The 15,534-nt window shown below is 57.8% G+C and carries 14 protein-coding genes and 1 pseudogene; 6 read left to right on the top strand and 9 right to left on the bottom strand.

Features of this window, described 5'->3' with window-relative positions:
- Window positions 1-8: 8 nt before the first annotated feature.
- Entirely contained in the window at window positions 9-2,219 is a 2,211-nt protein-coding gene (locus B5D61_RS22925; RefSeq protein WP_176159628.1) for a M60 family metallopeptidase, read from the bottom strand.
- 235 nt (window positions 2,220-2,454) lie between these two features.
- Between B5D61_RS22925 and B5D61_RS22920 the strand changes: the two genes are divergently transcribed.
- The 3 genes from B5D61_RS22920 (at window position 2,455) to B5D61_RS22910 (ending at window position 4,455) form a co-directional block, all read left to right on the top strand.
- Window positions 2,455-3,222 (top strand): hypothetical protein, encoded by a 768-nt coding sequence (locus tag B5D61_RS22920; RefSeq protein ID WP_139373447.1) that lies wholly within the window; start codon window positions 2,455-2,457, stop codon window positions 3,220-3,222.
- A gap of 51 nt (window positions 3,223-3,273) precedes the next feature.
- On the top strand, window positions 3,274-3,552 hold the full coding sequence (locus B5D61_RS22915; protein WP_078815776.1) for a hypothetical protein: 279 nt from the start codon (window positions 3,274-3,276) through the stop codon (window positions 3,550-3,552).
- A 102-nt stretch (window positions 3,553-3,654) separates the two neighbouring features.
- Window positions 3,655-4,455, top strand: a complete 801-nt coding sequence (locus B5D61_RS22910; protein ID WP_078815775.1) for a TatD family hydrolase — start codon at window positions 3,655-3,657, stop codon at window positions 4,453-4,455.
- Between the two features lie 95 nt (window positions 4,456-4,550).
- Here the strand turns inward: B5D61_RS22910 and B5D61_RS22905 are convergent, their stop codons facing one another.
- From B5D61_RS22905 to B5D61_RS22890, 4 genes are all read right to left on the bottom strand, one after another.
- Complete coding sequence (locus tag B5D61_RS22905; protein WP_078815774.1) at window positions 4,551-6,437, bottom strand: sulfatase-like hydrolase/transferase; 1,887 nt, start codon at window positions 6,435-6,437, stop codon at window positions 4,551-4,553.
- A 52-nt stretch (window positions 6,438-6,489) separates the two neighbouring features.
- Complete coding sequence (locus tag B5D61_RS22900) at window positions 6,490-7,734, bottom strand: M48 family metallopeptidase (protein ID WP_078815773.1); 1,245 nt, start codon at window positions 7,732-7,734, stop codon at window positions 6,490-6,492.
- A 110-nt stretch (window positions 7,735-7,844) separates the two neighbouring features.
- On the bottom strand, window positions 7,845-8,084 hold the full coding sequence (locus B5D61_RS22895) for an acyl carrier protein (protein ID WP_078815772.1): 240 nt from the start codon (window positions 8,082-8,084) through the stop codon (window positions 7,845-7,847).
- Window positions 8,085-8,188: 104 nt separating this feature from the next.
- On the bottom strand, window positions 8,189-8,917 hold the full coding sequence (locus B5D61_RS22890; protein ID WP_139373446.1) for a hypothetical protein: 729 nt from the start codon (window positions 8,915-8,917) through the stop codon (window positions 8,189-8,191).
- A gap of 154 nt (window positions 8,918-9,071) precedes the next feature.
- On the opposite strand from B5D61_RS22890, the gene B5D61_RS22885 reads away from it, so the two are divergent.
- The 3 genes from B5D61_RS22885 to B5D61_RS22875 all read left to right on the top strand — a co-directional run bounded on the left by B5D61_RS22885 (window position 9,072) and on the right by B5D61_RS22875 (window position 11,846).
- On the top strand, window positions 9,072-9,764 hold the full coding sequence (locus tag B5D61_RS22885; RefSeq protein ID WP_078815770.1) for a zinc metallopeptidase: 693 nt from the start codon (window positions 9,072-9,074) through the stop codon (window positions 9,762-9,764).
- Between the two features lie 166 nt (window positions 9,765-9,930).
- On the top strand, window positions 9,931-10,680 hold the full coding sequence (locus tag B5D61_RS22880; protein ID WP_139373445.1) for a YdjY domain-containing protein: 750 nt from the start codon (window positions 9,931-9,933) through the stop codon (window positions 10,678-10,680).
- Window positions 10,677-11,846, top strand: a complete 1,170-nt coding sequence (locus B5D61_RS22875; protein WP_078815768.1) for a prenyltransferase/squalene oxidase repeat-containing protein — start codon at window positions 10,677-10,679, stop codon at window positions 11,844-11,846. The genes B5D61_RS22880 and B5D61_RS22875 overlap by 4 nt, the downstream gene beginning before the upstream one ends.
- Window positions 11,847-12,042: 196 nt before the next feature.
- On the opposite strand, the pseudogene B5D61_RS22870 reads toward B5D61_RS22875, so the two are convergent.
- The 4 genes and pseudogenes from B5D61_RS22870 to infC all read right to left on the bottom strand — a co-directional run.
- Window positions 12,043-12,777, bottom strand: a pseudogene (locus B5D61_RS22870) (manganese catalase family protein); the annotation flags it as partial.
- A 249-nt stretch (window positions 12,778-13,026) separates the two neighbouring features.
- Window positions 13,027-13,860: a biotin--[acetyl-CoA-carboxylase] ligase gene (locus B5D61_RS22865; protein WP_176159627.1), complete on the bottom strand. Its 834-nt coding sequence runs from the start codon at window positions 13,858-13,860 to the stop codon at window positions 13,027-13,029.
- The gene (locus tag B5D61_RS22860; RefSeq protein WP_078815793.1) at window positions 13,857-14,546 is read right to left on the bottom strand and encodes an HAD family hydrolase; all 690 of its coding nucleotides are present in this window, start codon (window positions 14,544-14,546) and stop codon (window positions 13,857-13,859) included. Before B5D61_RS22860 ends, B5D61_RS22865 begins: the two co-directional genes overlap by 4 nt.
- A gap of 67 nt (window positions 14,547-14,613) precedes the next feature.
- The gene (infC, locus tag B5D61_RS22855) at window positions 14,614-15,372 is read right to left on the bottom strand and encodes a translation initiation factor IF-3 (RefSeq protein WP_078815765.1); all 759 of its coding nucleotides are present in this window, start codon (window positions 15,370-15,372) and stop codon (window positions 14,614-14,616) included.
- Between the last annotated feature and the right edge of the window lie 162 nt (window positions 15,373-15,534).

Genomic DNA, 15,534 nt, shown 5'->3' with positions numbered 1-15,534 from the left:
GTGGGAGATCACATCTCTGCAGGCATCCAGGTCTCCAGGCTGCTGACTTCAGCCTTGGCCTGGGCGCTGACAGGGATGCCCCAGGCATCAAAGAAGGGGCCGAGATTGCGTTTCGTGATCTTGGAGTAGCGCACGAGGAATTGATCGCGCTTTTCATCATCGCTTTTCGGGGCGGGGCCGAACTGAGGATCGGCGAAGCTGTGCAGATAGGCCCGCCAGCTTTCCCAACCGAACGCTTGAACCAGTTGGATGTAACTATGCAAGGCATAGAAAGGATCGCTCTTCCACTGCGCCCATTTGTCCGAGACTTGCTTGAGCTTCTCGAGATTGGCGCGGCGGCGTTCAGGAGCGATGGCGGTATGTCCGATGAGCCAGTCTTTTTTCAACACCGCTTCATAAACATACATGCCCATGACGTTGTTGGTGACTTCCACAGTGCCATCGAAGGTGAAGTCGCCACGTTGATGGTTATGCCCGATCTCATGATGGAAACCCCAGCCGGGGAATTTGATGCGGTTGAAGGTGACCATCTCCAGCGCCTCAGGCAGATGCAGCATGATGGGGTAGCCGCTATGCATGAAACCTGCGCTGATCTGGACATCGGCCACCATCCGCTCAGGGCGTTTGCGTTCGGCCCTTTGGTTGCTGATGTCATCTTGAGCCTCCACCACGCGTTTCCAGAATTCCATGAGCAGAGTCGGGGTGGTGACGGTGCGCGCCACCTCGCTCGGCACGGTCAGGATCATTTGGTCACACGCCAGTTCAGCCCAGGGGGCTGGGCGCTTCTTGAGGTCGGTATTCCACTGCTCATCTGTATCTCGGACTAACACGAAGTAGGGAGCTTGGATGCCACCTTTGATTTGGACACTGAAAGCGGCATCTGTTTCCACACGGGAAGGCACTTCAATGTAGATGAGTCCGCCAAAGGCACTGGTGATGGAGGTGATCGGGGTGGTGAGGGGGAGAGATTTGGTGATGTCAGGGGCCCTGCTCCAGCGGTCGAGGTCATACAAAAGATCGGAATGGCTGCCGATACGCACAGCATAGCCTTGATCGGCCATGGCTGCGGGCACGGTGACCTGGATGGTTTCTCCTGCGGCCGCATAGAGGCCGGTGCTGGTCCAGCCTGGGACGGTGGGTTGAACGGGAACTTCGGCGGAGACTCGCGGTGCGTTCGTTGGGGCCTTACCCGGAAAGACCTCATGCGCTGGGTGGGCGTTGACCGCTCCCGGAGCGAGCTTGAGCATGCGCGTCTCCATGCCGAGTTGCACACGTGCATCCGCGTCTTTGGCTTGTGTGAGCGGCTCTTCTTTGGTGGGGATGGGCTGCCGTGCGCTGGGGTTTGCCATCGCGGCGGTCACGGCTTCTTGCAGGCTGTTCCGGTCCGGCGGCTGGGCGGCCATGGCGATTTGGATGGCGCTCGTTGCCTGTTTCATGTCTTCAGGAGTTAGCGCCCGGCCCCCCGTCTTTTGCTGCTTCAGTGCGTTGATGGCCTCGGCGGCATTCAGCAGGAGGGGTAGTTCGATTCGGGCTTGGAAGGCCTGTGTTGGATCAAAGCCGCTCTGGTCCGTGAAGGCGATGCCGGCGGGCATCAACGCCTGATTCAGGCCATGTGAACTGGCGAGTTTTTTGCCACCGCTGGTTTGGCCAAAGGCCCAGCCCGTCATCCCCGCAATGAGTCCTCCGCCACGCGCGACCCATTGAACGATCTGGTCGCCCTCGGCGGGATCGGTGATGCTCTGGGCATTGAGAAGGATCACGTCATAACGAGCCAGGGACTTCTCACTCAAGTCCGAGATGGCTTCCGCTTTGAACCCGAGTTTGTCGAGTTCGGCGATGGCATTGACGTTCTTGAGGCCGATGCGTGGCTTTTGTTTCTTAGCGCTCCACTGGATGCAGTTGCTGAGCAGGCGTGCATGGTCACCGCCGGCCTGTCCATTCAGGTAGCTGTTGTGGCCAAAGAGGATGATGCGCCCCTTGCCATGACCTGCCACTGCAGCGACGGCGAGTTCGATGCCTTCTCTTCCTCCAGGCGAGGCCAGAATGGGGAAGGCCAGGGTGCCCCAGATGGCCACCGGACCCGGTGCGCCTGCTTTGGGGATGCTTTTGACCCCGGCGAGGAGCTTTTCCCGCTCGGCTCGAATAATCTGCTCAGGAAGCTGTGTCCACGCAGGGCGGACGAGGGCTAAAGACAGCAATAGAAGACTCAGAACACGCATGGGTTGGGATGGGCTGGTATCTGTAAAGCGTGGTGGAGGTCCGTTTCTTAGATCTGGCCCCCAGTTTACATCCCGTCGCGGACTTGCTCTCATCGCTTCCAGTGTTACGCTGTTGATGCAATGACTTACGAGCAACTGCCGGACGAATGGAAGGAGTGGGTGGACCTCTCTCCCCTGGAGCGTTTTCGGCGTAGCGAGGAGCTCTTTGCACAATACCTAGCCATGGGAGGTAGCCTTGATCCCGACCCCGATCCGACAAGTCCTTTTGACGATCCAGAAGCATGGCGTCCAAGCGCTGCTCATGGGCGGGCAGGCCTGCGTCTTTTACGGCGCGGCGCAAGTTAGTAAGAACGTTGATTTTGTTTTGTTGGCCGATGAGTCGAACTACTACCGACTGCGCCAAGCTCTGGCTGAATTGAAAGCAGAACGAATTGCGATTCCTCGTTTTAATTCCGAAGTTTTAGCGCGCGGACATGCCGTTCATTTTCGTTGTCAGGCACCCGGGGTCGAGGGGTTGCGTCTGGATGTGATGACCAAAATGCGGGAGGTCGATGAATTTGATCGTTTGTGGGAAAGGCGGACAACTTTTGGTGATGACGCGGGGGCCGAATATCATCTTCTTAGTGTCCCAGATTTGGTTCGTGCAAAAAAAACTCAACGAAGCAAAGACTGGCCTGTCATTGAGCTGCTTGTTGCGATCCATTTCCGTGAAAATAGGGACTTTCCGACGCCCCAGTGGATCGAATTTTGGTTATTGGAATCGAGAACACCTGAGTTGATCATCGACCTCTGTGATCGCTTTCCCAATGAAGCCCGGGCTCTGGCGACCAAACGACCGCTTTTGGCTCATGCTTTTGTCGGTGAGATCGATTTGATGCGTGCGGCACTTGATGCTGAGGTCCGTGCCGAGCAAGCCAGAGATCGGCTTTACTGGGAACCATTGCGCCAAGAGATGGAAGTTTTTCGCCGCCAGGAGCGGGACGCAGGCAACGCTAGTTCCTAGAGTCTGCTTTCCACCCCTTGCCAGCCTTCAAACGTCGTCTAATCTGGTTTTATGCCAACCTGGACCGCCCCTAACCCCGTGAACCTTGTGGACCTCGGTTTCATGGATGCTCGCAGCAAGCTCATTGATCTGGCCGCTTTTCTGGATCGCGTCCAGAAGGCAGGCCAGGATGGAGATTTCCGCGTGCAGGCCCTAAAGGCAGCTCTGGAACAGCTCTCTCTGGACCAACCGATCCGGGCTAAAGAGGTGCTGCTCACCTTCAGCGATCCGAGCACGGAACCGATCGAGAAAGCGACCATGCAAGGCGCCATCGGCGCGTTTAAAGGCTGATCCTTGCGGAGCGGTGGCTGAACCATGGGTGAGCCATTGTTTTTGTAAGCCATCGTTTAACCATTGCTCAACTATCGTTCAACCACTGTCAGCACTCCTTTCATGAATTACATCGAACCCCACGGTCACATGGTCAGCCGCACCACGGATGACTATGAGCGCATGGCCATTGCTGGCTGTCAGGCCATCTGCGAACCTGCTTTTTGGGCGGGTTTTGATCGGGCTTCAGCCGATGGTTTCTACGACTACTTTCGCCAGATCACCGAGTATGAACCCAAGCGAGCGGCCAAGTTTGGCATTCAGCATTACTGCTGGCTGTGCATCAATCCCAAGGAAGCCGAGGACCTGAAGCTGGCGGAGGATGTCATCGCTCTGATCCCTGAATTTTTGGAGAAACCCGGTGTCCTTGGCATTGGCGAGATTGGCTTGAACAAGAACAGCCGCAATGAGCTGAGCATCTTTGAGCGGCATTTGCAGGTGGCTCAGGATCACGATCAACTTGTGCTGATCCATACCCCACACTTGGAAGATAAACTGAAAGGCACCCGCCTCATCGTCGAGGCTCTGAAGAACTTCTCAGGCATCAAGCCGGAACGCGTCATCATTGACCACGTGGAGGAGCACACCATTGATCACGTGCTGGATCATGGTTTCTGGGCAGGTATTACGCTGTATCCGGAAAGCAAATGCACCCCGCATCGAGCCATTGATATGCTGGAGCATCGCCAGGGCGAGCGTATCTGGATGAACAGTGCCTGTGACTGGGGCGTCAGCGATCCTCTTGCGGTGCCGAAGACCATGCAGGCCATGCGCCAACGCGGGTGGACACCGGAGATGATTCAGCGCGTGGCCTGGGATAATCCGCGCGCTTTCATGGGCCAGTGTGAGAAGTTTAAGATGTGATCGATTCGGGGGAGTCTTTTGCCCCTCCGTTCAGAGAGCGAAGGGAAAGAACTGCATGGCAACCTTTCCCTATAATACTGGCCGGAATCGAAGGCTCAGTGGTTCTCTTTTGCCGAGCTGATTTTATCCCCGTTCAGCAGATGATCATGCAGGCGGGCAATGTATTCTTTGAGCCGTTGTTCAGTGTCCGCAGGTGCCTTGCCAGGGAGGGCGAGGATGGCGTCTTTCCAGGGGGCCAATTGCGTCAGATGGCGATCCATCGCATTGACGGCCTCGACTGCGGCAAAGTAAGGCTGCTTATTGACGTCACCCATCGCCAACAGCGTGCGGGCGCATTGCTCCAGGAGATCCGGGCTGGGTTGGGTGGCCAGGAGGGCTTCCGCCGCGGCGACGCGGACGCTCGGAGAGGAGTCACTGAGAGCCTTCTGTAGGTGCGCCGAGTTGGCCTGAGTGATCTGGCTTCCCTGGATGAGATGCCCCATGGCAGCCCAGTAGCGAATCATCGCATGAGGGTCCTGAAGCAGGGTGGCTAGAGCCTCGGGAGTGGCTTTTTTCGCATCGCTGGCCAGGGATGCGGCATCTAGGACGGCTGAGACCGGATAAGCCTCTTCGGAGGCATAGGTGTCCTTGGGGGATTTACCCGAAGAAGCCGCCAAGCGCTCGCCTTCAGGGATGAAGCCGAGGTCACGCACTTTGATGAGCCATTCACGCTGGCCCTGGGCAAGACGGGCTTTGATGTCTGCATGTTCAGCAGAGTCGGCGAGATTGACCGTCTCCCAGGGATCGGATTCCAGGTCATAGAGTTCTTCGGAGGGTTTGGCCTTCCAGAAGCGACTCTGCAGTTCATTGAGCTTGCCTTGATCGAAGAGGTCTTTCCAGACGCGGGTGGTGGCCTGCTGGAACATGTAGTTGAGAAACTGCCCGTAAGGAAGGTGGGGCATGTAATTGCGAACATACACATAGCGCCCGTCGGTGGTGCTGCGGACGAGGTCATAGCGCTCGTCCATACGGCCTCGGAAGCCGTGCATGAGGGCATTGGCGGGTTGCGCAAACTCACCGCAAATCGCGCGGCCTTGGAAGTAGGCAGGCGGTTTCACCCCGGCGATGCTCAGCAGCGTCGCAGGGAGATCGATGAAGCTGACCAGTTCTTGGTTTTCACCGCCTGGGGCATAACCTTTAGGAGCGAGGTGTTTCCACTTCTCTGGGAAATACATGATGAGACCCACTTGAAGGCCGGTGTTGTAGGGCCAGCGCTTGAAGCGGGGCATCCCCGCACCGTGGTCACCGTAGTGCATGATGATGGTGTCCTCAGCCACCCCCCCAGCCTCAAGCTCCGCAATGGCTTTGCCGAGCTTGGTATCCATCAGGGTGATGTTGTCATAATACTGCGCCCAATCGTGACGCACCTCAGGGGTATCGGGATGGAACGGGGGGAGGGGAGCCTTGGCCGGATCATGGATCAGGGTATGCGGGCGACGGCGGATCTGGCTTTCGTGCGTGATCTGGTCGTTAAAGACGGCAAAGAAGGGGTGGCCATCCGGGCGATTTTTCCAGTGGGCTTTGCCATTGCTTTCATCCCAGACGAGATCCTTTTTGCCCTCCTTGGGCTTCTCCAGATTGTAGTCTTCCTTATTGTTATTCGTGCAGTAGTAACCGGCGGCACGGAGGAACTGAGGATACATCTGATCCTGCTGTGGCATGGGCACGTAGCTGCGCATATGCTCGCCCCCATCCGCCGGCGCCCAGCGGCCACTGATCAGGCAGGTGCGAGCGGGCGCACAGACGGGCGCATTGGACCAGCAGCGCTTGAAGCGAATGCCTTTGGCGGCCAGGGCATCGATGTTAGGCGTGGTGGCGTAAGTGTCTCCGTAGCAGCCGTAGTCGGGCCCGTTGTCCTCGCTGGTCAGCCAGAGGATATTGGGGCGATCAGCCGCAAGGCTTGAGAGCGTGAAAAGGCAGAGAAGCGCGAGTGGTCGGAACATCGCGCTCTGTAACGTGAGGAAGGGTGGGCTCTTGCCTGGATTTCGGGAATCCTCAGAGGCTTATTTTTGTCAGCGCAGCCAGCCTCTCGATCAAAGGCGGATGGCTGTAGTGCAGCCAGACGGTGAGGGGATGGGGCTGCGGATGGGCAAGGTGATCTCGTGAAAGACGTTTGAGGCCTTCGGTCAGCGGTTCGTGGCTGCCGACAGCTTTGGCGGCAAAGGCATCCGCTTCAAATTCATGCTTCCGGCTCATGGCCAGACCGAGCAACCCGGTCAGCACGCCGAAGGGTTTATAGACCAGACCGAAGAGGATGAGGCCCATGCCAACGGGGGTGCCCCGAACACCAAAAGCGGCGAAGAAATCCGGGGACTTCAGCACCCAGCCGAGCAAGGCCAGCATGATCCCCATCTCCGCCAGATGCAGCGCCATCATCACCGGCACATGACGGCATTTGTTGTGACCGATTTCGTGCGCCAGGATGGCCACGATTTCTTCCTGACTGTGGCTTTGGATCAAGGTGTCGTAGAGCGCGATCCGGCGGGTTTTGCCAAAGCCGGCGAAGAAGGCATTGGCTTTCGTGGAGCGGCGTGATCCATCGACGATGCTGACTTCCTGCACAGGGAAATCCAGCTTGCGGGCAAGAGCAAAGATGGCTTCCCGCAAAGCGCCTTCTTCCAAGGGCTGAAACTTCAGGAACAGGGGCATGATGACGCGCGGAGACAGCCAGGTCATGAGGATGCTGAAGCCGGCGATGAACACCCACGCATACAGAGCGGCTAGCGCCTGCGTTTCAAAGAACCAGACCAGCACTGCCGCCACGGGTAGGCCGAGAATGGCCATGAGAGTCAGGCCCTTGATGTGGTCCTGGATGAAGGTGGCCGGGGTGGTCTTGTTGAATCCATAACGGGCCTCCACGCCGAAGGTGTCCCAGGCTTCAAAAGGCAGGCTGAGCCAAGTCTGCGCCAGCATGATGATGGCGATGACGAACACGCCGGTGACGACAGGGCCGTGACCTTGATTCTCCGCCCAGGATTGCAGCCAGCCAAAACCGCCACTCCACCAGAAGACGACCACGAGGCCGAGGGCGGCAATGTCTTGGGTGAAACTGATGCGGGTGGACTCGCGGATGTAGTCCGCCAGCTTGGCCCGGGTCTCCTCGGAGAAGACTTCCGCGAGTGCCTCAGGGATGGCGCGGCCTAGGCGACCTAGGTTCAGCAACGTGGCGATGAACTCGAGGTGGAAGACTCCGATAACGCTGACCAGAGCGGCGATAAACCAGGGATTGGACCAAGACATAATCCGAAAAGGGCTGACTGAGTGGCCCTGGAAATCTCCAAGGGCAATAAAAAAGCAGACCGGGGGACCGGTCTGCTGGTTCAATTGAGGAATCGGCTGATTCGGGAAGATTATTCAGCGTTTTCTTCGACGTAGCGAACGACGTCGCCCACGGACTGAAGCTTCTCAGCTTCTTCATCTGGAACGTCGATGCCGAACTCTTCTTCGAAGGCCATCACCAGCTCCACGGTGTCCAGGGAGTCAGCGCCGAGATCTTCGATGAACTTGGCTTCCGGTGTCACCTGCTCAGGGTTCACGCCGAGCTGTTCGACGATGATGTCACGGACTTTTTCTTGGATGTTGTCTGCCATAGGTAAAGAGGGGGATGTGCGGCGGAGAGGTAGCGGCTGGTTTTAGTTTGGCAAGGGCGAATTCGCTCTTTTTTTGGCTCGGCTCAAATCGTGAAAGTTTAGCCCTAATCGTCAGACGGGTTTTTTTTAGCCGTATCGTCTTCAATCTCGGGCTGTTTCTCAATGAGTTCGCCTTTGAAGTGAACCATCAAGCGTTCCAAGATTCGCACGGCTCCATCGTATTTCAAATCATCAATCACGGCCTTTTGGGGGCTGACGGAGCTGTCTGAGCGGTGCCACAGATAGGCTAATCCTTTATTATCCCACTTGCGTGTGTCCACCTTGAAAACCTGGGCGAAGGGGATGCTCACTCCCTCCGGTGTGATCAGGTGATCCGCCTCGGCGCGCAGCACTTTGGTGCGATTCAGCAGCATCGCCACGCCGACGCCGAGGCCGACGAGAATGGTGGCTCCTCCCCACCAGAATTGAGCGGTGATTTCACGTTCCGTGTAGCGATGCGGCTTCTCAGGCCAGCCTCGCTCCGCCGCGTAGGAGACCCAGCGTGGAGGCTCACCATTCTTCCCTGCCGGCAGGCCTTTGGCTTCGGTTTCCTTCACCCATTCCTCCAGCCGATTGGCCGCCTTGGCTTCATCGTATCCCTTCAGCAGGGTTTGCTCAAACCAGTCCTTTTGATCGGCGATCTTGTTGGTTTCGGGATAACCATATTTGCCGTCATAAAGGAAATACAATCCCATGGCGATCAGCATGGCCGTCATCATGCCCATGCGGCGGAAATACCAGGGGGTAACCCGGCACACGATAGGGCCTGAGGTGGCGGCAGGTGTGGACTCCATGTGGCCACTCAAAGCCGTGTCCGTGCCGGGATGCAACCCGGGATTTCAAAGAGGGCTTTCCAAATTTGAGGTCAGTTTCTACCTGCGCGGATTTTAAGGCCGGATAAGGATTGTCCATCGTAATTCCTGACAAATACCCCCCAACATTCCTGATATGACAATGTTACTCCTATTCCTCGGAACCATGGCCCTCTCGCTTTACGCCTCGATGAGGGTGAAAAGCGCGTATAATCAATACTCCAAGGTCCGGGCTTCCAGCGGCTACACCGGTGCCGAGGTGGCCCAGCGGATCTTGGATCTGAACAACATCCGTGATGTTTCCATCCACGCGGCCCCGGGTCACTTGATCGACCACTATGACCCCTCGAACCGCCGTCTCGTCCTTTCGGAGGAGAACTACTACGGCACCTCCGTGGCTGCGCTCGGCATCTCGGCTCACGAGTGCGGTCATGCCATCCAGCATAAGCAGCTCTATGCGCCGCTCCAGTGGCGTATGGCGGCCGTCGGCATCACCCAGATTGCCAGCCAGGTGGTCATGTGGGTGCCGCTGATCGGGTTGTTTGGCGGCTTTTTCCCTTACAAGCTGGCCATCACCATCATGGCCCTCGGTTTTGGTATCATGATGCTGTTCCAGCTCGTCACCCTACCGGTGGAGTTCGATGCGACGGCGCGTGCGAAAAAGGTGCTCGCCAGCACAGGCGCGGTGGCCATGGGAGGCGAATACAATGCCATGAGCAAGGTGCTGGATGCGGCGGCGCTCACCTACGTGGCGGCCTTCGTGAGCACCCTGGGTTACCTGCTCTACTATGTGCTCCAGCTCACCGGCATGCGCAGTAGCGACGAATAACCAATGGTTCTGGCTGTAACGATTCCCTGAACTCATGGCACGCGGCGGATGGTTTCTATCCGTCGCGTGTTGTTTTTAGGATAAAGGTTGCTCGGTTGGCGATTGCGCACGCAGGCGGGTGCCGTCAGGTTTGTTCATGTTTGGCCACTCTTTTAGCTTCCTGAAAATGCTTCGTTTCCTTTCAGCACTCCTGCCTTTGTTGTTCGTCGGTCTGGCGATGCAGGCGCAGGAGGCTACCGACGTGGCCAAGGGGAAGGCGGATGCGGGGAAGCAGATGGAGGCGGTCAAACAAAGGCTGAAAAAGCTCTCTGCCACAGAGTATGATTTGGACGGGATCAAGATCAATGCCGCTAGCCGCGAAGTTCGCATTCCCGCCAAGGTCGAACTGAAGAAGGCCCCCATCGAATACATGCTGGTGCATGAGACCGGGAAGACCCATGAGAGCGTGCTAACGACCGCCATCAGCCCGACGGCGATTCAACTGGCCTTACTGCTGGCCAATTATCAAGCTGCCTCCCAAGGCCTCCTCACGCACATGCCTGAGGCGGAACTCCCACCGTGGAAGGAAGTGGCGCCCACCACCGCCGGTGCGAATCGGCTCATCATCGAGGTGGAGTGGCAAGCCGGGGGGAAAACGCAGACCACACCGCTGGCAACGTGGGTGCAGAATGTCGATACCCGACAACCACCGCCGGATCTTGAGACCTGGGTGTTCAATGGCTCCTATGTGGATGAGCGTGGATTCATCGGTGAATACGAGGGCTCCATCATCGCTGTCTGGGTAGATCGCGGAGCTCTGATCAATTCTCCCGCTGAAGGCAACTGGCGAGACGAACTCTGGATCTCCCGACCTGACACCATTCCTGACGAAGGCACCCCCGTCACCGTTATCATCCGACCACCCAATCCATCATGAAATTGATTGCCACGACCCTGGCTCTGACCCTGCCATCCATGCTTCTGGCTCAGAGCGCCACTCAAGCGGCCCGCCACGAGTCTTTGAAGCAGGAAATCCGCCTCGCCTATGACCGCGGTCTGGCCTTTTTGAAGAGCCAGCAAAATGCGGAAACGGGTCAGTGGGGAGAAGCTGAACCCGTCGCCTTCACCGCACTGGCCGTCATGGCAGAGGTCTTGGCCCCGGGCCGCAAATCCACGGATGCCGTGCCTGCCAATGCGGAGAAAGGCTATGCTTTCCTGCTGAAAAACGTGCAGCCGGATGGGGGCATTTACGTGAAAGCGCGAGCCAACTACAATACCTCCCTGGCGCTGACCGCCCTCATGCTGAACCCGAAGCAGGAAAACGAGCCCACTCTCCTGGCGGCACGCAGATTCGTCGTTGGGCAGCAAAACGACTTCGATGAGAAGGGAAAGACGGATAACCCCTTCGATGGCGGCATTGGCTACGGCACGCCCAAGCCGGATAAGCCTGCCCATGCCGACCTGTCCAATACCCACTTTGCCCTGGAGGCCCTGTATTACTCTCAGGCACTGCTGGCCGATAAAGGTGATGCTGGAAAAGATGAGCCTCAGCTCAACTATGCCGCCGCCATCCAGTTCATCCAAAACTGCCAGAATCGCCCTGAAACCAACCAAGCCCCGTGGGTGAGCACGGATAAAGCCGATGCGGGGGGGTTCATTTACAGCCCAGGGGAGACCCGTGGCAAGACGGAGGAGACGAAGGATGGACGCACCGCTCTGCGCAGCTATGGAAGCATCAGTTATGCAGGTATGCTCAGCTTCATCTACGCGGGGCTGGAAAAGAGTGATCCTCGTGTCCAGGCGGTGATGCAGTGGCTAAGCGAGAACTACACGCTGGAAGAGAATCCCGGCGTGGGCCCCGAAGGCCTTTATTATTACTACCACACCATGGCCAAGGCGTTGGCGATCGCAGACGTCGGTTTCTTGAAAACGAAAGACGGCAAGACCGTGGATTGGCGTGCCGATTTGGCCGAGAAACTTCTCAACCTCCAGCAAGGCAACGGTTCCTGGGCCAACAGCGCAGGACGCTGGATGGAGAGTGATCCTGTGCTGGCCACCTGCTACACCTTGCTCGCTCTCGCGCGTGTGCATGAGAGCTTGTAAGCGATTCACAGGGGGCAGGGAACTTGCATCCCAATCATCCGTTAGGCCATGGTGGCCCAGCCGTCGCAGGTTGGACCACCCAGCCGAGTAGGCATTCTGACCGCGCAGTTAGATCTTAGTCGTCGCTGTCAGGCGGTTATTTTTTCAAGGTGGTCTTGCCGGACTTCGGGGAGGCTTTCATGACTTGGAAACCGCTGAGCGCGGGGGATTCTACGACGGTGATGTCATCGCCCGTATTCCATGGGCCTGTGGTGTCGATCTCGCCCTGATCTCCCTCACCCGTGGAGTCATTGTAATACTGACTGACGATGCCAGGGGTGGGGGGAATCTGTCCGACCGAAAGCGCTCCCTTGCCAGGAATCAGATTTGCAGGTGAAATCACGGCTTTACCTAAGCTATCCAAGGCTTGGGTGAAGGCCTTCATATGAGTGATCTCACGCGTCATGAGAAACTGCAAGGCCTCCTTCGAGCCAGGATCATCGCAGAAGTCGATGAGGCGTTCGTAAACGATTTTGGCTCTGGCTTCAGCAGCAATGTTGCTGCGGAGATCCACATCCAATTCGCCGGTGATTTTCAGATAGTCCGAAGTCCACGGATTACCCATGGAGTTGTGGAGAGCCACGCCGCCTCCACCGGCAATAATGATGAGCGGGTCCTGCTCAGCTCCGTCGCCATTCAGCTTCATCGGTTTCAAATGCATGCGGGCTAGGGTGCCGATGACTTCCAGGTGACTCAGCTCTTCGGTGCCGATGTCCATCAGAAGGTCCTTGCAGGCCATATCCTCGCAGTTGATGCCTTGAATAGAGTATTGCATGGCCGCCGCCAATTCGCCATTAGCTCCGCCGAATTGCTCCAATAGCATGTTGCCAAAACGCGGATCTGGAGTGCCGACTCGCACGGTAAACATGAGTTTCTTGATGTGATGATACATAAAATGAAAGGGGGTTGTGGGAAAGGCTGGGCACCCGTCCCCAGTTTTTCGCTCACGCTCCCTTGAGCGGTTGTGTGCAATCACAGCCCTTCCGAGATACCGAGCTTTCTGAGCCTTTGCGTGGATGAGCTCAGCATTGGAAGTCGGGCCTCACGTTGGTAAAATCGGTTAGGTGAACCCAGACTCCACGATCCTCAGGGCATCCATTCGTGGTGTCGTTCGTGGCCTTTGGCTACACCCAGGGTCAAGTTAGGCTGATACCACCTGGCGCACGCTGTCTGCACTGGCGAGGGTGCGATGGGTGCCGTCAGCAAGGGCGAGGATGAGATGGCCTTCGGGAGAGAGATCTAAGGCACGGCCATAGACCTCGACCCCGTCCACGGTGGCGCGGATTTGTTTCTGCAAAAGCCAGCTTCTTTCGCGCACGTCCGAGATCACTTCGGTAAAGCCGTGGGCAAGCCGCTGAAACTGGGCCTCCAACTCCCTGAGCAGGCTGAGGGCGATGGCCTGGCGGTCTAGCTCACGGACTAAAACGGTGCCGGGTAGTGCTTGGCTCAGGGAGGTGGCGGTGGTGGCGAGCTCGCCGGGGAAGTCCCGGCTGTTCACATTGAGACCGATGCCGAGAACCATGGCCATGCCGGACGGCGTGTTGACCGCTTCTGCGAGGAGGCCGCTGACTTTTTTACCGCCCAGATACACATCGTTAGGCCACTTGATCTGGGGCTGCAGGGGGAGTTCGGTTTCCACGGCGCGGCAGATGGCGAGGGCAGCCAAAGTGGTGAGGCGCGGCCAGAGCACCATGGGTTCGGCGGGACGCAGCAGCAGAGAAAACATGAGGTCCAAGCCACGCGGAGCGACCCAGCGATTTTCACGGCGTCCCCGCCCTGCGGTTTGAGATTCGGCAAACAAGACTTGGCCGTGGCTTCCTCCGTCTAGCGCATAGGCTCGCAGGGCATCGCTGGTGGAGGGGATCTCGTCGGCGACACGAATCTGCCAGGGCAGGCCGCGCTCCAGGCATTCCTGCTGGAGCCAGGTTTCATCCAGGGGGCTGCTGCCCGGGACAGGGGCGCTGGATCGATTCATGAGAGCAGGAGTTTTGTCACCTGGGCGGCATCTGCCAGGTCTTCCAGGCATTGCCAAGGCTGATGCTGGGCAAGGGCATCCGCCTTAAAATGACCGGTGCCCACGGCCAGACAGCGGGCTCCAAAAGCATGTGCACAGGCAATGTCTTTGGGGGTATCTCCGATGACGATGATGTCCTCGGGCTGATAGGTGTGCCCAGTCACATGCTGCATGCGCTGAAGGGCAAAGGGGCCGAGGCGATTGCGGTCTTCATGGTCATCGCCAAAGGCACCATCGAGAAAGTAATCGTGCAGGTCGAAGCGCTGGAGCTTGAGCGCGGCCCCGGCACGGATGTTACCGGTAAGAAGACCGAGAGCGACCTCCTTCTGCGGCTTTAACACTCCCAGGAGAGCCTCCACCCCTGGCATGAGATGGCCGGTGAATGTTTCCAGATGCAGCCGCTGCTGAAGGCGCTCCAGATAGCAAGTGTAGTAGCGGCGGACGAGGTCGGGCTCCAGCGCATGGCCCGACTGCTGAAAAAGCGTGCGTACGACACCGCCATCCGTGGCACCGGCTAGATCCAGCGGGGGCAGCGTGTCACGGCTGACTCCCAGCACCTCCTCGACGGCATCGAGGAGCGAGGCTCCGCCTGCGCCGCGGGTGTCGAGCAGTGTTCCGTCGATATCAAAAAGCAAAAGGCGAGGCATGGAAAAGAAAGGGCCGTGGTTTGTCGAAACCACGGCCCAAGCCAGCAGGCAATCAAAATGTCAGGGTTTAAGCCTGAGTCGGAGACGCTTCATTCACAGGCGGCTGTTCAGCGTGGTCGTCATGATGATCGTCGTGGTCGTCATGCTCGTCATGCTTATCTTCCCGTGGATCATGATCCCCATGGTGCATGTCCTTATGTTCCGTCACACCTTTCAGGTGAGTCTTGAACTTACGAACACGCTGGCGCTCAGGCAGGGGGCTGATCTGCATGTTGATGTTACGGCCAGCCATCTTAGGCTCTTGGTCGGCGTGACCCATGGTGAGCAGATCGGCTTTGATCTTGGCTGCCAACTCATGGCCAAGCTCTTGGTGAGCCATCTGACGGCCACGGAACTGAAGCTGAATGCGCACCTTGTGACCTTCTGCCAAGAAGTCCTCTGCGTGGACGATCTTGATGTGGTAGTCATGGGGGTCGATGCCGATACGGAACTTCAGTTCCTTCAGCTTACCACCCTTCTGGTGCTTGTGAGCTTCCTTCTTGTGCTTCTCCTGGATGTATTTGTATTTGCCGTAATCGACAATCTTGCAGACGGGAGGCTCGGCATTCGAGGCCACTTCGACGAGATCGAGACCACGTTCACGCGCCATGCGCAGGGCCTGGGCTGTGAGCAGCACACCATACTGCTGATTGGTGATGCCATCCACCACGCGGACTTTCGGCGCACGGATGCGCTCGTTGACGCGGGTTTGGTCGGCATAGCGGCCGTTATTACGACGATCAGGGCCACGGTTGCCACCGGGACGGCTCGGTCCTCCGCTGTTCATGCGGGGCTGGTAGCCACCTGCGGGAGGGGCGGGACGACTTGGAGCGGGAGTTCCTCCGGCACCTGCAGCGGCACCCGCGCCTGCGGGCTGTGCGGGAGCTGGGTTGTTGTTCGGACGTCCTCCGGCGAAGTTGCCAGAGTTCAGGGTATTGAATGGATTGCT

Origin of the sequence: Prosthecobacter debontii (assembly GCF_900167535.1) — a bacterium.
Lineage (GTDB): Bacteria > Verrucomicrobiota > Verrucomicrobiia > Verrucomicrobiales > Verrucomicrobiaceae > Prosthecobacter > Prosthecobacter debontii.
Note: the sequence above shows the minus strand (reverse complement) of the source record. Positions and strands in the feature narration are given on the sequence as shown.